The sequence below is a fragment of the Nostoc sp. genome (assembly GCF_036919595.1).
Classification (GTDB): Bacteria; Cyanobacteriota; Cyanobacteriia; order Cyanobacteriales; family Nostocaceae; genus Nostoc.
In genome coordinates, this window is record NZ_JBALCO010000148.1 from 23,048 (window position 1) to 43,822 (window position 20,775).

The 20,775-nt window shown below is 41.5% G+C and carries 14 protein-coding genes and 2 pseudogenes; 11 read left to right on the plus strand and 5 right to left on the minus strand.

Annotated features, from left to right (window positions below):
- Positions 1 to 514: 514 nt before the first annotated feature.
- Together V7K21_RS22490 and V7K21_RS22495 are read left to right on the plus strand one after the other, a co-directional pair.
- Complete coding sequence (locus V7K21_RS22490; RefSeq protein ID WP_442948909.1) at positions 515 to 1,618, plus strand: sensor histidine kinase; 1,104 nt, start codon at positions 515 to 517, stop codon at positions 1,616 to 1,618.
- Between the two features lie 50 nt (positions 1,619 to 1,668).
- Positions 1,669 to 2,343: a response regulator transcription factor gene (locus V7K21_RS22495; protein WP_335177420.1), complete on the plus strand. Its 675-nt coding sequence runs from the start codon at positions 1,669 to 1,671 to the stop codon at positions 2,341 to 2,343.
- A gap of 355 nt (positions 2,344 to 2,698) precedes the next feature.
- Here the strand turns inward: V7K21_RS22495 and priA are convergent, their stop codons facing one another.
- A complete protein-coding gene (gene priA / locus V7K21_RS22500; RefSeq protein ID WP_335177421.1) occupies positions 2,699 to 5,218 on the minus strand; it encodes a primosomal protein N' in 2,520 nt (839 codons plus the stop codon).
- An 802-nt stretch (positions 5,219 to 6,020) separates the two neighbouring features.
- Between priA and V7K21_RS22505 the strand changes: the two genes are divergently transcribed.
- From V7K21_RS22505 to petJ, 3 genes are all read left to right on the plus strand, one after another.
- Positions 6,021 to 7,193, plus strand: coding sequence for an RpoD/SigA family RNA polymerase sigma factor (locus tag V7K21_RS22505; protein ID WP_335177422.1), 1,173 nt, complete (start codon positions 6,021 to 6,023; stop codon positions 7,191 to 7,193).
- A 370-nt stretch (positions 7,194 to 7,563) separates the two neighbouring features.
- Positions 7,564 to 8,055, plus strand: coding sequence for a GNAT family N-acetyltransferase (locus V7K21_RS22510; RefSeq protein ID WP_335177423.1), 492 nt, complete (start codon positions 7,564 to 7,566; stop codon positions 8,053 to 8,055).
- 581 nt (positions 8,056 to 8,636) lie between these two features.
- Complete coding sequence (gene petJ / locus V7K21_RS22515; protein ID WP_335177424.1) at positions 8,637 to 8,972, plus strand: cytochrome c6 PetJ; 336 nt, start codon at positions 8,637 to 8,639, stop codon at positions 8,970 to 8,972.
- A gap of 369 nt (positions 8,973 to 9,341) precedes the next feature.
- On the opposite strand, the pseudogene V7K21_RS22520 reads toward petJ, so the two are convergent.
- Positions 9,342 to 9,467 (minus strand): annotated as a pseudogene (locus tag V7K21_RS22520) (Uma2 family endonuclease); the annotation flags it as partial.
- Positions 9,468 to 9,702: 235 nt separating this feature from the next.
- On the opposite strand from V7K21_RS22520, the gene V7K21_RS22525 reads away from it, so the two are divergent.
- The 5 genes and pseudogenes from V7K21_RS22525 (at position 9,703) to V7K21_RS22540 (ending at position 13,056) form a co-directional block, all read left to right on the plus strand.
- Positions 9,703 to 10,557: a hypothetical protein gene (locus V7K21_RS22525; RefSeq protein ID WP_335177425.1), complete on the plus strand. Its 855-nt coding sequence runs from the start codon at positions 9,703 to 9,705 to the stop codon at positions 10,555 to 10,557.
- Positions 10,558 to 10,569: 12 nt separating this feature from the next.
- On the plus strand, positions 10,570 to 11,127 hold the full coding sequence (locus tag V7K21_RS22530) for a hypothetical protein (protein ID WP_335177426.1): 558 nt from the start codon (positions 10,570 to 10,572) through the stop codon (positions 11,125 to 11,127).
- A 339-nt stretch (positions 11,128 to 11,466) separates the two neighbouring features.
- Complete coding sequence (locus V7K21_RS30835) at positions 11,467 to 11,796, plus strand: hypothetical protein (protein WP_442948910.1); 330 nt, start codon at positions 11,467 to 11,469, stop codon at positions 11,794 to 11,796.
- Between the two features lie 106 nt (positions 11,797 to 11,902).
- A pseudogene (locus V7K21_RS30840) lies at positions 11,903 to 12,481 on the plus strand (TonB-dependent receptor domain-containing protein); the annotation flags it as partial.
- Positions 12,482 to 12,759: 278 nt separating this feature from the next.
- Entirely contained in the window at positions 12,760 to 13,056 is a 297-nt protein-coding gene (locus tag V7K21_RS22540) for a hypothetical protein (RefSeq protein ID WP_335177427.1), read from the plus strand.
- Between the two features lie 266 nt (positions 13,057 to 13,322).
- Here V7K21_RS22540 and ptsP read toward each other — a convergent pair whose 3' ends face one another.
- The gene (gene ptsP / locus V7K21_RS22545; protein WP_335177459.1) at positions 13,323 to 15,938 is read right to left on the minus strand and encodes a phosphoenolpyruvate--protein phosphotransferase; all 2,616 of its coding nucleotides are present in this window, start codon (positions 15,936 to 15,938) and stop codon (positions 13,323 to 13,325) included.
- A gap of 94 nt (positions 15,939 to 16,032) precedes the next feature.
- Positions 16,033 to 16,401: a hypothetical protein gene (locus V7K21_RS22550; protein ID WP_335177428.1), complete on the minus strand. Its 369-nt coding sequence runs from the start codon at positions 16,399 to 16,401 to the stop codon at positions 16,033 to 16,035.
- 534 nt (positions 16,402 to 16,935) lie between these two features.
- Here V7K21_RS22550 and V7K21_RS22555 point away from each other — a divergent pair.
- Positions 16,936 to 18,114 carry a GNAT family N-acetyltransferase gene (locus V7K21_RS22555; RefSeq protein ID WP_335177429.1) on the plus strand — a complete coding sequence of 393 codons (1,179 nt, stop codon included), beginning with the start codon at positions 16,936 to 16,938 and terminating at the stop codon, positions 18,112 to 18,114.
- Between the two features lie 217 nt (positions 18,115 to 18,331).
- Here V7K21_RS22555 and V7K21_RS22560 read toward each other — a convergent pair whose 3' ends face one another.
- Positions 18,332 to 20,620: a cytochrome-c peroxidase gene (locus V7K21_RS22560; protein WP_442948911.1), complete on the minus strand. Its 2,289-nt coding sequence runs from the start codon at positions 20,618 to 20,620 to the stop codon at positions 18,332 to 18,334.
- Positions 20,621 to 20,775 lie beyond the last annotated feature (155 nt).

Here is a 20,775-nt window from a genome sequence, read left to right on the forward strand (position 1 = left end):
TATTTCATTTTGAGGGATTTACTATTTTCGGTTCTTACTCTTTTCCAGATACTTGTTAAACTTTTTGTTAAGATTATTTAAATTTTCCTGTTAATTCATTTATCTCACTAATTAGGACTATTTGTTTATACAATACATTTTCAAAGTTTGCTACTTTCAAAGAATATAAAATTATCTTGGCTTTTATTAATGGGATTAGGGATTGGCAAGATCGGGGTACACACCCTGCTCCTTGTGGGTAACTACCTGGTACAGCACAGCAGAAATAAGCCACCCATTCCAAATCAACGAAACGCTTACGCTGTACTCATCTTGACTTTTTAATTTTGAATGAGTGACTTCCGCCTTGCGGTACTAGTCCCCAGTCACCAATCTCCTTTGTTGCATCAGGATGATCCCAATTTCAGGATTGTTCTCAACTTGGCACTTGCAGATATAGATTGCAAATAAATCATAATTGGTAAATCAAATAGTTATACAGATTGTATGATCACGATTTTTTAGTAAATCATAAATGACAATGTTAAGGCGATTATTGACTATGAAAGAAGCTATAAATAAGCGGAGGCAGACATATGGGCTAATAGCGATCGCCTTTACTATAGTAATAGGCTTGGAATATTTGACACCACCTGAGTACGTATTTGGCTACCTCTACACAGGGACAATTTTGTTAGCAGATTCTCGATTGAATCGGGCAGCAGTATTGGGGATCACTTTTGCAGCGACAGGATTAACATTGTTGAATTTGTTTGTCCCAGGAGGAGAAATAATTGATCCCCCAACGTTGGCAAATAGGTTGATTGCAGTATTGGCATTGCTGGTAACGGGTTGGTTAAGCGATCGCAACCACCGCAATGAAGAAGCGATCGCTTATACGCAAGCACAATTACGCTCTCAAGAACAATTAGCTACCATGCGTGAAGATTTTATTTCTACCCTAACGCATGATTTGAAAACACCCCTATTAGGAGCAATTGAAACGCTAAAATATTTTCAAAATGAGCAATTTGGTGAAGTTACACCAATGCAAGCAAAAGTCCTACAAACAATGGCTCGTAGTCATCAAAGTACACTGCAATTAGTCCAAACGCTTTTAGATGTGTATCGCAATGATGCCGAAGGGCTGAAACTACAAATATCACCTGTTAACTTGGTGACAGTGGCGGAGGAGATCATCGCTACCTTGACTGAACTAGCGAGAACACGTCAGGTTTATATTTCTCTGCACTATGGGGAATCAGATTTTCGGAGCTTTCTTTGGGTAAATGGCGATCCTTTGCAATTAAAGCGAGTCTTTACCAATCTCCTGAGTAATGGCATTAACCATACCCCCCGTGGCGGTAAAGTGGAAGTAGTATTTGAAGGTTATTCTAGCGAGCAAGTGGTAAAGATACTCGATACTGGTTCCGGCATTACCGAAGAAGAGTTACCCCACTTATTTGAGAGATTTTATCAAGGACATAGCGATCGCCACGTCTTTGGATCTGGACTAGGGCTTTATTTGACCAGGCAAATTATAGCTGCTCATGGGGGTACAATTTGGGCAGAGAATCGCTCACCACGAGGCGCACTGTTTGGTTTCCGACTCCCAGCTTGTCCACCACCAGGGAGATGAGGAGTGGGGACAGGGGAAGTAGGAGAGAAATAACCAATGACAAATAACAAATGACAAAAATCTTACTCGTTGAAGATGATGAATTGTTTCGGCTTGGTCTGCGGATGAGGTTGCAACAAGAAACTAGTTTGGAGATTGTCGCAGAAGCAGAAGATGGAGAACAAGCTGTAGAATTAGCAAATAGCTATCCCCTGGATTTGGTCTTACTGGATGTAGGTTTACCGGGCATTGGCGGGATTGAAGCTTGTCGCCAAATCAAGCAGAAGCACCCAAATTTACCAATTCTTGTTTTAACATCTCGTTCTGAAAAACCCCTGATTTCGCGGTTAATTGCTGCCGGGGCGCAAGGTTACTGTCTCAAAGGTATTCCTGCTGAATCTCTGATATTGGCGGTGCGATCGGTTGCAGCGGGCGCTTCTTGGTGGGATCAAACGGCAACAACAGAAATTAGAGCAGCTTTTGAAGGAAACTTTACGGCGGTACTGCCTGCAAAAACTGAGGAATCCTTAGAAAATCCCTTAACGAAGCGAGAGCAAGAAATTTTGGCACTGGTGGCAGCTGGTAAAAGCAATCAAGAAATTGCCGAGATTCTCTACATTGCCCCTGGTACAGTGCGGGTACATGTCCATGCTATTTTGCAGAAATTAGAAGTACGCGATCGCACTCAAGCCGCAGTTTTAGCTATCCAGAAAGGATTGGTAGCAGCAGAATTTTTGATTAATTAGATTAAATATTCAAACTGGAAAATTAAATATTAAAAATTTAAATTTGTTTCGTTTGACTTTATAAAGCTGATGACTTGATGGGGAATATAACTATTCAGCAATTGACTTCAAGAGAGCTTCTTGGTAACTGTAATTATCAGAAAAGTAGCTTTTATATCAATACAGTTCAATTAAACATGATTGTAGATTGGGTTAAGCGTAGAGGTCGGAGGCGGTTTAAGGCAGGGTAGTGAAATCCAACAAATAGCCGAAAAGGTTGGGTTTCGTTCCTCAACCCAACCTACGCAATATATTTTTGGGCTTAACTGTAATTATCTAGATAAACCGGATTTATCAATTTTTGAACCCAATAAAATTACATAATATTTAATGGGTCTACATCTATCGTTAAGCTAACAGATTGGGGACAGATATCTCGCACTTCTTCCCAATCTGGCAATTGTGGCAATGCATCGGGGGCAAATTTAATCAATATCTGCCAGCGATAACGATTAGCTACCCGTAAAATACTTGCTGGTGCTGGCCCCAATATCTCGAATTCTTCTTCTGTACTCAAGGTTGTGGCGATAATTTGCGCGGTATTTTGCACTTGAATGGGATCGAGACTACTTAAGCGCAACAAAATTAACCGCCCGTATGGCGGATAATTGAGTGCTTGCCGTTGTTCTAATTCAGCTTCAGAGAAAGAGTGATAATCGTGCGATCGCACTGCTGCAATTACCTGATGCTCTGTAGTATAAGTTTGCACAATTACCCTACCTGGATCATCACCTCTACCAGCACGTCCAGCTACCTGAGTCAAGGTTTGAAATGCCCGTTCACTGGCGCGATAGTCTGATAAATTTAGCAATCCATCGGCGGCGACAACGCCCACAAGTGTCACCTGCGGTAAATCCAAACCTTTAGTGAGCATTTGCGTTCCTACTAATAAATCTGCTTCCCCGTTGGCAAACTGGGTAAGTAGGGTTCGGTGTGAACCTTTGTTGCGAGTGGTATCGCTATCAAAACGAATCAAGCGCAACTCTGGGAACTGTCGCGCCAATTCCTGCGTTACTCGCTGAGTACCGCTACCAAAGAATTTTAGGTAAGGGGAGCTGCAATCGGGGCAATATTTGGGGTGCGATCGCGCATAGTTACAGTAATGACAGCGCAATAATTCTAGCGCTTTTTCTTCAGTATGGTGATACGCCAGCGACACATCACAGTACGGACATTCCAACACATATCCACAACTGCGGCACGATACAAAAGTACTGTGTCCCCGGCGATGGATAAATAAAATCCCTTGTTGTTTTCTTTCTTGTAACTGTTGCAAAGCTTCTTGCAATGATCTACTAAATATAGAGCGATTTCCCTGCTGCAACTCTTGCCGCATATCGACTATTTCCACTGGCGGTAGAGGGCGGGAATTTATGCGTTCGGGCAAACTTAAGTAATAACTCCTAGCTTTTGGCTCCTGGCTCCTCACGCTTACCCAACTCTCTAACGAAGGGGTAGCGGAACCTAACACCAAGGGACAATTTTCTAACTCTGCTCGCCACTGGGCGACGGTGCGAGCGTGGTAGGTGGGTATGGGAGAGTCTTGCTTAAAGCTGCTATCGTGTTCTTCATCTAAAATAATTAAACCCAAGTTGGGCAAAGGGGCAAAAACGGCGCTGCGAGTACCAATCACAACTTGAGGTTCTCCAGTGAGCATTTGTCGCCAAGTGTCGTAACGTTCGCCGTCGGAAAGGGCGCTGTGATAAACGTTGACTTTATTGCCAAAGCGGGCGCGAAAACGGTCAGTTAGCTGGGGTGTAAGTCCAATTTCTGGGACTAAGACAAGGGCGGATTTGCCTTGGTTGAGGAGGGGTGCGATCGCTTGCAAATATACTTCGGTTTTTCCTGAACCTGTCACTCCATGCAGCAAAACTTGAGCAAATCCATTTAGAGTCTGGATTGTTGCTAAGGCGCTAGCTTGGGCTGCATTTAATGACTTTGGTTGATCTTTAGCTAATGCTGGGCCTTCTTCCCTTCGCAATACTTCCCGTTCTTCGATCACAATACAGCCCTTTTCTTCTAACCCTTTTAGGGTAGGGGTAGTTGTCTTACAAATCTGTAGGAACTCATTTAGCCACAACTCGCCACCACAATCCCGTAGCACTTTTAAAATTTCCCGTTGACGCTTGTTTAGATCAATGTAAGATCCATCGGCAACTAACGTGACTACTGGTTTTGTCTGGGGTTGAGAATATCTAAGTAATTCCACATAACTTTCTGCCCAATTGCGTTTTAGTAATTGCTTCTTTCCATAGTCAAATCCTTGAATCTGGCGTTTAAGGAATTTGAAACTGTAGTCCCCATCAACTTGAGATTGCAGAATTTTGAGAATTTGACGAGCTGCGGTTGAACCAAGGAATTCTATTGCACCATTGGGAATATTTTCTCGCTTGAGCCGAATGCGATGCTGCGATCGCCCCAATAATCCAGGCGGCAACGCCATACGTATCACCTGAATTAGTTGTGTGTAATAATACTTTGATACCCGTTCCAGCAGAGTAAAGTAACTATCTCCGATGAAATCCTTCTGAATCACATCTTCTACTTCCCGGATTTTTTCTGGTGCTAAATCTGCTGGGGGTTTTGTTAGGAAACGAATAGCTACCCCTCCCACCTGTTGTAAACCAAATGGCACACTCAAAATATCCCCTGGTTTTACTTCTAACTTGGCAGGTAATCGATACGTATACAGTTTTTCCCCTTTTTCTAATTCTCTTGAAGCTGCTGGACAGTCTACCAGTACTTCAACCCACCTATTAACAGCTGCACTTAACTGATACGATTCTCCAGGTTCAGCCACCATCACAGGAGATAAATTTACGTCATTAATATACATACTTTCTGACTTGATAGTTAGACTTTTTACTCACATAGCTGTTCACAAATAACCTGACTCATTCAACTTTATTCTTTTGCTTTATTAGACATAAATTGTATTTCTCAATACTGTTATTATTCATAATACTTGATAAGTTTCCTCTTATGTAATCTACTAGACAATTTTGTCTCTTATATACGTGCAATAAATATTTGGTGCCTACTCTACAAATAAAAGCATCTCGGCTAAGTCTACAAAAGTTACCCCAACTACTAAATAGGGAGTAGCCTTTTTCCGCCTATCGATAGATATTCAAGCCTTTCTGCATATGAGATGCTTTTATACAAGTATGAGTATCCCGAAAATAAGCTGCCATTATTGTAATTTGTATCATCTGGGTAACTTGAATCGGGAATACATAACCCCAGCACCAGGTTTTTGATTTATCCAGTGACTTCCAACACCTCAAAATTAAAAATAAGTATTTAGAAAAATATATGAAACTTTAAGAAAATTGGATGGTTAGCTGAGATTTTTATGTTTGTTAAGGTTGAGAAAGTTTGAGGGGGTTTGACATATTTGGTAATTAATAAAAAAATGAAGAATATAATCTGTTAAGAGCCTGAGAATAAAGTTTTGTTGGGTGCCAAGACCAGTTTCGTTATAGGTTGTATCTAACCGTAACCCATAAGTTGTAGGTAGATGCCGATTTTTATTCCTGAAGAGAAATTAGCATAAGCCTGTATTTCGCTATATAAACGGGTGCATTCGTCCCTTAGGGAAAACTACCAAGCCTCAAGCGAGTAGCTGTAACTAAATTATGTACCAAATAAAGCAACAATCCCTAAAGAAAACTATGAATATTGTTGAATTGGGAAAAATGGAAATACTGGAGAACACTGCTGAAATTGAAGAACCATCACTCGATAGTTTAGATGCAATGGCAGGTGAAGAACATGCAATTGTAATAGAAAATCTGGAATCAGACGAACGCGATGGGGATGAGATGGCGGCGGCTCGTCCTTCGGGATACAATAAAACAGAGCATGATGATGCTGTAGGCGCGTTTTTTAAAGAGATGGCGCGTTATCCGCTCCTAAAAGCTGATGAAGAGGTAGAGTTAGCGCGGCGAGTTAGGTTTCTAGAGGAAGTTAAGGAATTACAAGCTGCCTTACACTTAAAACTGGGACAGGAACCTACCAAGCTAGAAGTAGCTTCCGAGCTAGAAATGACGGAAAAGCAATTAGAAAGTCGCTTGTATCAAGGTAGGGTAGCGAAACGTAAAATGATTCGCTCGAACTTGAGATTGGTAGTTTCTATTGCCAAGCGATATCTGAATCGGGGAGTGCCTTTTCTGGATTTAATTCAGGAAGGAGCAATGGGTTTAAATCGCGCTACAGAAAAGTTCGATCCTGATAAAGGATATAAATTTTCTACTTACGCCTACTGGTGGATTAGACAAGCAATTACCAGGGCTATAGCTAATGATGCGCGGACAATCCGGCTACCTATTCATATTGTTGAAAAGCTTAACAAGCTGAAAAAAGCCCAACGGGAACTCAAACAAAAACTCTGTCGCAATCCTACTGAAGGCGAAATGGCAGAAGCTTTGGAAATTAGTGTGCAACAACTACGCCAACTACAACAACTACGGCGTCAAGCACTTTCTCTCAACCACCGCGTCGGTAAAGAAGAAGACACGGAATTGATGGATTTGCTAGAAGATGAAGATAATCTGTCTCCAGAAGCAAAAATGAATGAAAACATGATGCGTCAGGAGATTTGGGAAGTCTTGGGTGACGTGTTAACTCCACGAGAGAAAGATGTGATTTCTCTACGCTATGGTTTGACGACCAGCGAACCCTGTACCTTAGAAGAAGTTGGCAATATGTTTAATCTTTCTCGTGAGCGAGTCCGACAAATTCAAAGCAAAGCCATGCGAAAATTGCGGCGTCCCCACATAGCCAAACGCTTAAAAGGTTGGTTGATTTAATTACATTGATGAAGATAGAGATGCAATACCTGACCTAATTAACTCCACTAACGAAGATGGATAAAATAAAGTGCAAAACTTGAAATTTTGTCGGGTGTATTATGGACATTTGTCCTAACGCACCTAAAATTCATCATGGTGTCGTCCTCTCGGCGACAACACACCAGACAAAACTTGCTCTTGATTAAATCCACATTCCTAAGAAATTTAGAGAGCTTGTATCTGTATATTATATTTCTTCAGCTTCACCTACTCCAATTCGCAAAAACTCGGTGTTTTGTAGGTTTTTTAAGCTTTTGTTTAGTGATGACTCAAAAAATTTGCACACTTGCCTATAGATTATGGACTATGAACTATGGACTATAGACTGATGACTTCGTGTAGCAATTTGATTGTGCGTTTTGTTGAACCAGGTGATTGCAGCGTACTGTTTAAATTAATTCAGGGGCTTGCTGAGTATGAAAAATTATCTCACACTGTCACTGGCAATGCTCTGACACTTGAAGAGCATTTATTTGGTTCACATAAGTATATAGAAGCGATTTTAGCAGAATCCGCGGGTCAAGCTGTTGGTTTTGCCCTATTTTTTCATAATTATTCAACATTTTTGACCAAGCCAGGAATTTATCTGGAAGACTTATTTGTTTTACCGGAATATCGTAGGCAAGGTATTGGTAAAGCTCTGATTACTAAAGTAGCCCAGATAGCTGTAGAACGTGATTGTGGGCGGTTAGAGTGGAGTGTGTTAGATCGGAACGAATCAGCTAAAGCATTCTACCGTAGTATGGGAGCATCTATATTAGATGATTGGCAAATTTGCCGTGTCACAGAAGATATGCTTCCTCATACTAATTCTTTGTGAAACTGCACAAAATAAAGCTTGGTCACACTTGGGGCAAAATCTCTAAGTTCTGAACCAACCTCACCGAATTTTAGATTTTAAATTTTGGATTTCGGATTGTGGATTGAATATTATTGCGTTCCATTATTTATAAATGTTTGAAAGCAAGCGAATTAAAACGCAAAAATAATTTTATTATCCAAAATCCAAACATTTTATGCCATGTCACTGACTTGATTGCTGGGATGAATCTAAATTCTATTATCCAAAATAAAAAATTGATTGACAGGTAATTTATATCAGTTGGGAACTGTGAATTAAAGAACAAAAGATGAAATAAAACATTTTTCATCTTGAACATTTTATCCTTAAACACCTATCATTTGTTGGTTATAAAGTATTTAAATTTATATAAACTTGCATTTTCATCATCAGACATCGCTCTGTACTAACACCTCTGAATCTAAAAGCAGAAATATTCAAAATCCAAAAAGTTTCAAAGGAAGTTTGACAGATTGTCGTTTGACTATGGCAGCAGTTCAACTGACAATTATGGAGGATATTGCAGTGAATAAGCCGTTATTCCACAGAGAGAACACCAAATGAAAAAAGTTATTACAGTAATGCTTTTAGGCATAGCAATCTTCACCTTTGCCTTCAGTAGTCCAGCATTGGCAGCAGATGCTGTTAGTGGAGCTAAAGTATTTAGTGCCAATTGTGCCTCTTGTCACGTGGGAGGTAAAAATCTGGTTCAAGCGCAAAAAAACCTGAAGAAAGATGCTTTGGAAAAGTATGGTATGTACTCAGCGGAGGCGATTATCGCCCAAATTACAAAAGGTAAAAATGCCATGCCTGCTTTCGGCAAACATTTGAAACCTAACCAGATTGAAGATGTAACTGCTTATGTACTTTCACAAGCAGATAAGGACTGGAAGTAAACTAAAATCTAACTTCAAGGAACAATTAGTGGGGCTTTTCGTCCTGCTAATTTTAGGGTTGCCAAAATTGTCAAATCCGATGTTTATAACTGATTTATAGCGATTATTTGTCATAGTAATAGAGAATTTTAATCAGGCGATTGAACTTCAGAAATATTTTGCTGTAGCTGATAGCGATCGCTAATTTATAAAAAACATCTGAGTACTTTGAAAACCAAGGAAAGCGAGTTACATACAAAAAACTCGAAATTTACTCAAGAGTTTGCGACAAAAAATTTCGTTTGCAAGGGAAATCGCTCTTTTCTAGCACTGTCAGGGTTATACAGGGTATCCACCAGCTTGAAAAATCTGTTCTGCGGTTAAATTTAATTAGGGGAAAGTAGGTGAGATAATGCGTTCCCCGAAGGGGTTGCCGCAGGCATCGCTACCTCGAAACTGGCTGACTTGGTATTCTCCATCAATTAAGGTGTAGAGCGAGACAGTTGGTTTGGGGTTTGTCAGGATATTTAGCAACGAATTCATCAAATGTAACTAGTTTGCTTATGAAGCGTAATATCTCTAGCCCTTGGAGATCGCACTCTGGGAATTTGAGCGCCTGAGAAAGAATAAAGGATATCTCAACTCAGAGTCAGATCATATTACCAATAGAACCGAGATCACACTTGAATAAGTTCATCTTGGCTAAACTAAACATTTTACTATAACAAATGCTCGCGTAGTAACTGAAATTATGGCAATCAAAAGAGCGGATCGCAAAGATTCTAATCATGACAACGCTGTTAATAATCCTCGCTCACTGCAGAAGGAACCAATTCCTCCTCGTGAGCTTCAACAGCTATTGATGACTGTTCGTGCCCAACGCAATGAAGCACAACAACGTGCGAAGGAAAATGAGGAAGCTGCATCTCAACTGGTTCTTGTTCAGCAAAAGATTCAAACTTACCAAATCGAGGCTAATGAGCTAAAAGAGCGTGTTTCTCAAAATTATCGCTTTTATATTGATGAGCAAGAAAATCATCAGAAGACGCTCTACCTTTACAACGAAGAAAAAACGAAAATATTCCAGCTAGTTCATGTTTACCAGCGAGAAATCCAAACTTGCGAACTCGAAGCTAATGAGCTAAAAGAGCGAGTCACTCAAAATTACCAGTTATATATTGATGAACAACAAAGTCACAAACAAACCCTCTGCCTCTACAACGCAGAAAAAGTGAGAGCGACTGAATTGCTTACCAAATATGATGCAGTAAACTCTGAACGAGAAATGTATTTGACTTTATACAATGAGGCGAAAGCAGAACTCAAGCATGAGCGACGTTCTAAAGCTGGTATTAAGGGATGGGAAACTCGCCGTAAAGCTGAGAATGAACGATTAAAACGGGAAATTGCTCAGATGGTTGTGCTACTACGTGAATCCTTAGAAAGTAAAGATGAAGCAGTAAACAGTCTTTACGTTGTAGCAGAACGTATGGATCGGATTCAATCTCTAGTTGATTCGGTAGAAGAAACAACTAACAATCCTATGGGTTTGGTACAAAAGTTTAAACGTATCTGGCTGGCTATTAAAGATATACTTTCTGAATAAATAAGCATATTCATGAGCAAAAAATCACTCCCAATCATCCTAAAACAAGGTAAAGCAAGGCTGGGAGATCAAATTCGCAGTATTGCTGATCGCCTTAAACAAGAGACTGATGTACAAATAAAAACAACTTCTCGGATTTTAGGGGCTGCTGCTCAAATTGCCGAAAATCATGACCGACTTATTAGTGAAGTAGTTGATCTGGTTGAGTCAGACCTTAATGTAGAGAAACAGGTATCTCAGAAGCATATTTATACTATTGATATTCTAAAGCAACAGTTTAAAACATTACGGGATGCAAAGGCTCACTTTAACCTGAAAGTTAGTAGTTGGGAATCACTAGTTAATAAATTAAATTCTGCATCTTCCCAAACAACCATAACACAAAATAAAACTAAATCAAATCGTAGTTTGACGGACAATAATGTGATAAATTACGAAGATAATCACAATAATATTGAAAAATTGACAGTTTTGTTAGAGCCTGATGTTGCAGAAATGTTTCCCAATTCGGAAGCAGTAAATGAAGCTCTGCGTTTTTTAATTAGAGTTATTAGTAAAAATAGTTTTTGAAACTGTAATGTTGTATCTACAAAAATTTTATATACTTCACACAATTAAAAATTCTTATACAGCAATTCTCATTTGAATGAGGTACATGGGTAGGGACACGGTATTGCCGTGTCCCTACGAATATGTGTAGTTGATCTGTGGTTAATTATTTTTTCTGTACCTTACTCAGCGACAAACTGCTATAGCCCTACTTAATTATTTATGAATAGCAAGATTAGCGATTTATTAAAGAAATTAAAAATCTGAGTTGTGGAAATATGACAGCGTGTCTTTTGACATGATTTTACTATTACAGCCAATATTACGTGGTGACTGTTTTTAGTTGGTGTGAAATAGAACGTGAAAAAGGATTTTTTGTTGCTAACAGCTGCTTTACCAGGTTTACTGATAGCGTTTCCTGGCTTTGCTGCTGAGAGTGAAATTAAGCAGAGAGATACTGATAAATCAACCGAAGTTATTTCAGATATTCCGAGTTTGAGTGAAATTGATCTACCCGCTATCAATGCCGAATTATTAACTCAACAATCTGAACCGAATGAAGTTAATCTAGAAATTAAATCAGAAACAGAGCAAACTCCAAGCGATGATGCAGACATTCACATAGAAGCGATCGGAGAAAAAGATAACCTACCTCAATCTACTCCAACTTACGTAATTGATAAAGAATAAATTCAAAAGCAGGGCGCTACAAGTTTAGCCGATATTTTGAAAAGAATGCCTGGTTTTGCAATCAATGATGTATGTCATGGTGTAGATACTCACACAGGTACATACTAATCCTGATTTAAGACCGGAAACTGCCTCTACTTGGAGTGCAGGAGTAGATGTCAATTTTTCGGAAAATCTGATTGGACAGTTTACTTACTTTGGTAGTAGTATAGGCGATCGCTTGGGAGTGATAGATGGAAAATGGGCAAACATTGGACTGGTAGATACCAATGGTTTAGAGGCTGCATTACAATTAAAAATTGCGCCTGGCTGGTCAACTTTCCTCAACTATACTTATACAGATTCCCAAATAAAAACAGGATCAGAGAGAGGTTTGCAATTAGGTTTGATTCCCTACTCTGTACTCCAAAGCGGTATAGGTTATGAAAATGCGGGATGGCAGGCTAACTTGTATGTTACTTACAATAGTGGCGCTCGTAGAGCCTTCTTTACTAACCCTGGTGACAAGACTACAGACTTTGCACCATCTTTTGTAAATTTAGATTTGAGCGGTCGTATACCTTTAACTAGGAATTTAGGACTAACAGTTTACTTAGAAAATCTACTCGGTGAGCAATATGAGCGAGTTAATCGTATCTATAGCCCTGGATTCACTTTTCGTGTGGGTTTAAACGCTAATTTTTAGGTATTAAATCTAGAGATTTTGTAATCACAAAATCTCTAGATTATTGGGATAAATAGGATTATTTGAAATTCCTTAAAGACTTTTTTGGTAAAGACGACACACCGCCATCCAATACAGTGCGTTAGGCTAAAGCCGTAACGCACGCTACTTATACCAATTTTTTGTGAAACTGGACAAAATCAGGCTTGGTGAAACAAGGGGCTTGAGTAACTGGTTCTATGCAACCTCAGAGATAATCGGTATTAAGATTTACTTTTAATCTAAAATCCAAAATTGCGATGAAAGCCAGAATCGAAAATAAAATACTTTTAATCCACCACGAAGATTTGCCAGAGTTTAAGAAGGGTGGTTCGGTGGTGCGGAACTCTTATTTCTGGGCGCTACGTTCAATTGCTGGTCAAGCTTCGCGTTATCGTGATTGGGAATACGAACCGGAGGTTTGGTTAGCGCTTTCACGAATGCTTTTATCGTTTGCTGAATCTGGGTATTTGGGTCTTAGAGAAACCTTGCTGGAGTTTCCTTTTTCTCAAGGGGAAATTCCTAATGTGCTGCGAGATGTGTCCACTTTTGAGTAGGAATGCTGCTGCTAGTAAGGGAGGCGGAGCCTCAAAGTAGTCGTTCCCAGTCGGAGACTGGGAACGAGGTAATCTCTCAAAGCTTTCTTACTTACTACAAACCTTTAATAATGTGGTTCAAATACATGAATAATGCTGTAATTAATATTACATTATCAAAATAATGTTTGCACTTATTGGGCACTCAAATGAGGTTCAATCCGTTCTATTCGTGGCTTTAACGGGCAACTGGGAATAAGATTTTAAGGATTAATTGTGAATTAGTATTATGCAGGCGGATTAACTGAAGTTGAGATTAGTTCTCTGACATGAACTGCGGAGTCTTGTTGTAATGCTGATGCCACGATCGCTTCACATTCAACTATACTTAACCGAGCGATCGCTTGCTTTACTCCAGCTATACTTTGAGGATTCACGCTCAACTCATCCAGCCCTAAACCCAGTAAAATTGGTGTTGCTAAAGTATCAGCTGCTAATTCTCCACATAATCCCACCGAAATCCCTGCCGCATTGGCAGCCTGGATAGCTTGCTGCACCATTCTTAACACTGCTGGGTGTAGCGCATCAACCAAATTTGCCACGCGGGGATTAGTGCGATCGCTAGCCATGACGTACTGACTCAGATCATTAGTGCCGATACTAAAGAAGTCTACTTCAGCGGCTAACTGATCAGCGATCGCCACTGCTGAGGGTACCTCCACCATAATTCCTACTTTCATCGCTACATCGAAGGGTATACCAGCTTGATTTAGTTCCGCCTGCACTTCACCCAAGATTGTTTTAGCTGCACGTACCTCCGTTACAGTAGCAATCATCGGCAACATGATCTTAATTTGGTGTACCACACTGGCTCTCAAAATTGCCCGTAACTGAGTTTTGAACAAATCTAAATTATCCAAACAGAAACGAATTCCCCGCGAACCTAAGAAAGGGTTAGCTTCTCTTAACCCTACTCTCAGATAGGGAAGTGGCTTATCACCACCTACATCTAAGGTACGAATAATCAACGGACGATGATCTAAAACTTGGGCGATCGCCTGATACACTTCTAGTTGTTCTTCTTCAGTGGGGGCGTTTGTCCGTTCCAGATAGAGAAACTCAGTGCGGAGTAGCCCCACGCCTTGGGCACCGCTAGCCACAGCAACTTGGACATCACTTATATTACCAATATTTGCGAAGACGCTAACTTGCCGACCATCACGAGTAATTGCTGGCTGGTGTGCCGTAGCTAGTGCTTGCTGTTGGGCAGTTTGCCAAGCTGACTGCTTTGCTGCCAGTAAATCTAGGATATGTGATTCTGGTTCTACCCAAGCTCTGCCACTTTCACCATCAAGTGCCATAACTGTACCATCCGCCAAGTGTAACACTTGGGCATCCACTCCCAGAACTGCGGGAATACCCAATGTCCGGGCGATAATGGCGCTGTGAGAAGTGGCGCTACCTGAAGTAGTACAAATACCCAATACCTTTGTCGGATCTAGTCCAGCGGTATCTGAGGGGGTTAAATCAGTCGCCACCAAAATCGCCGGTTCATCAAGATGCACTTTTGCAGGGGCATTCCCAGCTAGTAATCGCAGCACTCTTTGCCCGACATCCACAACATCGTCAACTCGCTCTTGCAGGGAAGAATCTTCAAGTGTGTGGTAAGAAGTTACTACTTCATCTACTACGGCTTGCCAAGCGGCTTCAGCATTTAAATGGTGTTCTAAGATGCGCTCTTTAGCCGCTTCTAACAATACTGGATCTTCTAAAAATAGTAGTTGGGCATCAAAGATGGCGGCTTCAGCATCACCAATTTGAATAGATGCTTGTGAAAAAACTGCTTGGATTTCCTGTCGGGCAGTGTGAATTGCTGCTTGTAGTCGTTGCCACTCTGCATCAGGATAATCTACGTGATATTCCTTAATCAAAATATGGGTGGGTTGATAATGAACAATCGGTGCGATCGCTACTCCAGCAGAAGCTGCAATTCCCAAAAGTTCGCCGTGAGTTACTGGAGTAACTTTATGGTGAAATGCTGGTGGAGAATTCAAGGCAACATTATCTTCACCCTCCGGGTTCGGCAGTCCAACGCCAGTCGCCTGCGACGGGAAACCCGTCTTCAGCGCTGGCTCCTCTTTGTTGGAACAACAAGACCGGGCTGCCTCACCAAAGTTATTTGCGAATAATGCCTGTAATGCCGCCAGCGCTTCATTTGCATCAGAACCAGTAGCAGTAATCATTAGTTCGTGCCCTTGACGTACCCCTAAAGTTGTGACTTGGTTAATACTGTCACCCCTGACTAGCTCAGTATTTTTGGTTAAATTCTGCACCAGAATTTGGGATTGAAACCGGGCTGCGGTTGCTACAAACTGTGCTGCGGGACGGGCGTGTAATCCTAAGCGATTGCTCACAATCAGCCGGATTTCTGGCGTTGGTGATTCTCCATTTGTTGTTGGGGTGTTGCTATTGACAACTGACGACGGCCTATTAACTACACCCAATTGAGTTGCTTTTGCTTGGAGTGCGCCGCGTGCTTCCGCCATGACTTGGTGAATATCCCTACCAGCCGCCGCAGCCACGACAGCAGCGATCGCACCTTCTACTAGAGGTGCTTCACACAGATACACTTTTTGCTGCTGTGCTTCTGGGAGAAACTCTATTGCCATTTCTGCACTCAGCAAAGCACTACCCAAATCCATTAACACCAAGACACCATCATCAGAGAAAACAGAAGCGATCGCTTCATAAACCTGGATCGGATCTGTACCCAATGGGTTTTCCGGATCTTCAATACCTGCTGCAACAGCTATAGGGACTTGGCCGTGATCCATTTGCGCGGCGAGTTCCCGCACACCCAGAGCTAGTTGTTTACTGTGAGAAACGATGACAATTCCGATCACTGCCACACCGCCAACCTTGTTGAGAGGTTTGTGTTTAGCTAGTTATCCATTTCATTTTCCCATTCCGCACCGCTAAAAACAGCGCTGATCTTTATTACAATTGCAACTGCCCGAAAATATTCCGGTCTTTCCAGCTATAAATGCGAACAAAATAGCCTTCTTTTACGGAAATACCTGGTGTCCACTCATAAACTCCATCGCTAGCAGTACGAGAAGAAATGTTTTGGATAAGTTTGTTTCCATCGTACAACTTAATCGAGGCATCACCGTCAAAATTATCCCGCCACAATATTAAATAAGGCTGATCCTTCTTTGGAAGTACTTTCTTGACTATAATATTTCTGTTCTGCGAATTGAACAAATAAGTTGATCTACCGCCGTCAACGGTAATGATATCGCCTTTAACTTCTAATTTACGTAATAAATCGGCTGCCTCGTCCAGAGTTGCTCGGTTCACCGTCATAATCAACAAAAGCTCGTCACCCTTAACACCATCTTTGTCCAGAGTACCGATGATTTGATACTTATTGCCTTGGTTTTGGGCTAATACTTTCGCCGGATGATCGCTGTATTGGTAACTGACAAGTTTTGAATTTCTAATAGTAAATAGATTTATAAGTTAATTGCAATGATTGCTACAATGATTTAAGCATTGCTTATAAATTTTAGAGCATTTGTTGCAAATGTTAAAACGTTTGCATAACTAATTTATACTTTTCCAGCAATGGCTTAAGCATTGCTTATAGATTGTAAGAGCATTTTTTGCAAAAGATGAAGTATTGTTAGCAATTGCTTATAGTTGACATACAAATGCTTAAACATACCTTATGAATGATCTAACATTAGCTGCAAACGTTTAAATTTTGACAACTAGTCTTTGGATGGGAGCAATGTCTACGATAGTCTACGCCTACGCCGTTTAGTTATTAGTGGTGAAGCATTGAGGCAACGCCTGCTGTAGTATGATTGTGGTTTTATCCTACTAATGGTATAAGAGATGACGGCTCAATTTGAATACAGCACTCTCGCCCATCCACAGGATATTCAGCAACTGGGGTATATCTTTGAGCAGTGTTATATCAGCGCATTTGGTGGCGAGGAAGTTTACATCAATCTCATTGGCGTAGAAAATTTCCGAATTATCCGTAAATTGCAGCAAGTAATTGGTGGATTGGCAACTTTGGATATGGGTCAGTGGTGGGGTGGTCAACGTGTACCAATGACAGGAATTGCGGCAGTGGGCATTGCTCCAGAGGATCGCGGTTCCGGAGCTGCGATTGCTCTAATGCAGCATACCCTCAAAGAACTTTATGCTAGGGGCGTAGCGCTCTCCGCTCTTTATCCCTCTATTCAAGGCTTATACCGAAAAGTAGGGTATGAGCAGGGGGGTCACTGGTGTGATTGGGAAGTTGCTGCTAACAGTATCCAGGTGCGGGAGCAACCCCTACCTTTGGAACCAATAATTCCGATCAATCATGAAATCTTTCATCAGCTATATCAGCAGCAGGCGAGACAAACGCATGGATATTTAGACCGACATCCAGCAATCTGGGAGCGCTTAATCCAACCAGATAAGAAGGAAACATTTTACGCATATTTTATTGGTACCAAAGAGAAACCCCAAGGCTACATCCTCTTTAGCCAACATTCAGCAGAGGATGGCGCAATTCTGCGGATCAAAGATTGGGTAATACTCACAGATTCTGCTGCACAAAGTTTTTGGTCTTTTCTTGCTAATCATCGCTCTCAAATTGACCGGGTGCGATGGAAGAGTTCTGTGATTGATTCCCTAACATTGCTGCTACCAGAGCAGACTGCCAAGATCGGGAATACGATTCGTTGGATGTTGCGAGTAATAGATGTAGTTAAGGCGCTGGAGGCGCGGGGTTATCGATCGGGAATCGAAGCTGAACTGCACTTAGAAATTCAAGATAATTTGCTAACTGGAAATAATGGTAAATTCATTCTTTCTGTCGCCAACGGACGTGGTGAAGTTACCAGAGGTGGAAGAGGTGAGTTGCAGCTAGATATCCGGGAATTGGCACCATTGTATACAAGTTTGTTCACCCCCTACCATTTGCAACAAGCCAGAAAACTGCATGGGACAGAAACCGCTATTTTAACAGCTACGCAAATATTTGCAGGTGCGTCGCCTTGGATGGCTGATCACTTTTAAGGGACTTCCAGTTAAAAAAACATCACATTCTAGGGGATCTTGGCCAAGATCCCCTAGAAATGTACAAATAATTTTGGATAATTTATTTTTTGTCAGTCCCTTAAGGGGAGTGGGGAGCGGAGCCGGAGACGCTCCGCCTCCGGTTAGGAGTTAGGAGTTAAAAGTTTTCCCCCTGCTCCCCTACTCCCACAGCTGAGTTACTAACTGAAATTGCTAGTTAGTTCAGGAAATTTCGAGTGCCACTACCACCATACCTACCAACAGCAGGAATTTCTAGTAGGCTATCCGTGGCTTTGCCAGTACCATCATTGGTAACAGAGGTAGAGTTACCCGGATGTCCATTCGGAACGAACAGTTGCGGGTGGTCAAAAGGCGCTTTCTCATACCGAACTCGCTCATCAGTCAGTCCCTTTAAAAAGGCGACCAATTGCTGTTTTTCTTCTGGTGAGAGATTCAGCGGCGGAAGAACTCCAAAGTCACCACCCCGATTGTAAAAATCAACCACTTGCTCTAAAGTCGCCTGACCTCCATTGTGAAAGTAGGGAGCAGTGAGTTCCACATTGCGAAGTCCAGGTGCTTTGAAGGCTCCGTCTGCAAACACAGTTTCACTAGGATTCAACGGTGGAGTGAGAATGGGGGGATTTTCGCCCAGGAGAGCCTGAAATTTCCCTAACTGAGCCAATCGTGCCTCTGAAAGCGGATTACCTTGGCCGTTACCAGACAAACCGTCATTACCACCCAAACCGAGATCGTCCGTAACAGGTCTGACGCCGATATTGAAGAAGCCATTGTCTTCAGGGCTGTTTGGAGGGAAGGGCGCACGTTTGATTCGTCCATTTTTAGCCACGTTGCTCACTGAAGCAGCTGTTAATTCTGATCCAACGTGACAACCAATGCACAGACCTTTGCCTTCAAACAGTTGTTTACCTAGTTGCTGCTGCTTAGTTAGGGCTGTGGTATTTCCTTGCAAGAAGCGATCAAAGGGCGTATCATTGGCAATAAGTGTAGACTCGTACAACTGAATTGCAAGCCCAAAGAATAGCGAGAAGTTATACTCCAACAGTGTGTACTCATTGGTTTGGGAAGAGTTATCAGGCGTGTTGACAAAAGTCCGTCTACCTTGAGCATCAACTTGGATAAGTCGATTAGATTTCCACCACTGCGGTTTAAAGGCATCTTTAACCAGCTGCTCGTAGGTTCTATCCTTTAATCCGGGTAGAGGCGATCTACTGTCTGCACCTAAAACGCTGTCTTGTGGATGCACAACCTGTTTGCCTAGCGGTCTGAGGCTAGTTAACTTTTGCGCCAGTACTCGAGGAAGCTTTGTACCGCTAATTGATAGAACATTTTGCACCAGTCCGTTGATAGATTTTATGTTGTCAATTTGCCCCAAATTACCAGTAATATCTTCAACAGAACTGAGTAGCGGGTCAACCAGAGTATCACCAATATTATTTAGATTATCTAGCGGCAGTCCACTGCTAGATATTCTGTTGTCAATTCGCCCGAACTTATCACCAATTTCTTGAAAAGTGCGACCATCAGCAGACGTCTCAAAGGAATTGAGTGGTGGCCCGAGTGCCTGGGAAGCCAAAGACGAATTATTCAGGCTGATTTTGACAAATTTGAGTTGATTTGGGTTTTCTGCTTTCACCACAGAGGCATTAGGGTCTCTTAAACCGAAGGGATTCACCCCATTAAAGATCCGCTGCGCCCTTCCATCCCAGAAGTTGCGGAAGTTGAATACTGCATTAATTACGCTTGGCGTGTTACGCGCCTGGACGCGGCGCACATTCGTACCTCCCACGTTAAACACCTTATCTGGCTCGGTTTTTACTTGGTCTTCCGCGCTACCAGGTTTAACATTAACAAACTTCGTATTGGAGACCCCTTGAGAGGAACTGACATCGTTACGGTCAGATACAACTGTCTTGGGATCATTCGGGTTTGACAGCTTGTGGAAGGGAAAATCTTCTTTTCTTAGCTGGTAGTTTGGCGCACCACCTACATTAAAAACTGTATCTGGATTCGGTGTCCGATCAGCGTTAACCCGCAAAAGCCCCGGAGAAATCTGATTTTTGGATCTATTGTCGGCTCCAGCATGGAAGTGACAACTAGCACAGGAACTCAGTCCGTCGCTCCCAACCTGTATATCCCAAAAAAGAGTCTTTCCTAATTTGATCGCGGCTACTTTGTCTTTTACAAAGTCTTCAAGATTGTCAGGTTCTGGAACTGATACGCTCTTGAGCGAAGCTAGAGGTGACGTAACCTGGGCTGATACAGTATTTCCAGCTATTACTGCTGCCAAAATAATCGCAGCAATTGTTATAGTCCTTAAAAATCTTGATCTCAGGTAGTTAATCTTACCATATCTGAATCTCCACTCTTGGGGCTTTATTTTTGTCACCAAAGATTTGAGCAAAAATCGACCTTTTGAGGTCAGTAGCAGGTAAATTGATAAGCCTGTAATAAACACTACTAAGCCTATGAAGGGTATAAACCCCATAGTTTTTTGTAATAAAATAACAACGGATAAATTATATACTTACGCGAAAGTTATATATTTAATATTCATGTAAAGTAACTACATGATTTACGAATTTTATGTAAATAAAAAACCCTATATGACTATCAAAGAATTGAATGATAGAGGTAAACTGT

Bases quoted from the DNA above. Each gene is read 5' to 3' on its own strand.
- V7K21_RS22540 (WP_335177427.1), top strand. From the start codon at position 12,760: ATGAAAGCCAGAATCGAAAATAAAATACTTTTAATCCACCACGAAGAT.
- V7K21_RS22555 (WP_335177429.1), top strand. From the start codon at position 16,936: ATGACGGCTCAATTTGAATACAGCACTCTCGCCCATCCACAGGATATT.
- V7K21_RS22490 (WP_442948909.1), top strand. From the start codon at position 515: ATGACAATGTTAAGGCGATTATTGACTATGAAAGAAGCTATAAATAAG.
- V7K21_RS22505 (WP_335177422.1), top strand. From the start codon at position 6,021: ATGTACCAAATAAAGCAACAATCCCTAAAGAAAACTATGAATATTGTT.
- V7K21_RS22550 (WP_335177428.1), bottom strand. From the start codon at position 16,401: ATGACGGTGAACCGAGCAACTCTGGACGAGGCAGCCGATTTATTACGT.
- petJ (WP_335177424.1), top strand. From the start codon at position 8,637: ATGAAAAAAGTTATTACAGTAATGCTTTTAGGCATAGCAATCTTCACC.
- V7K21_RS22510 (WP_335177423.1), top strand. From the start codon at position 7,564: ATGACTTCGTGTAGCAATTTGATTGTGCGTTTTGTTGAACCAGGTGAT.
- V7K21_RS22560 (WP_442948911.1), bottom strand. From the start codon at position 20,620: ATGGGGTTTATACCCTTCATAGGCTTAGTAGTGTTTATTACAGGCTTA.
- V7K21_RS22530 (WP_335177426.1), top strand. From the start codon at position 10,570: ATGAGCAAAAAATCACTCCCAATCATCCTAAAACAAGGTAAAGCAAGG.
- priA (WP_335177421.1), bottom strand. From the start codon at position 5,218: ATGTATATTAATGACGTAAATTTATCTCCTGTGATGGTGGCTGAACCT.
- V7K21_RS22525 (WP_335177425.1), top strand. From the start codon at position 9,703: ATGGCAATCAAAAGAGCGGATCGCAAAGATTCTAATCATGACAACGCT.
- V7K21_RS22495 (WP_335177420.1), top strand. From the start codon at position 1,669: ATGACAAAAATCTTACTCGTTGAAGATGATGAATTGTTTCGGCTTGGT.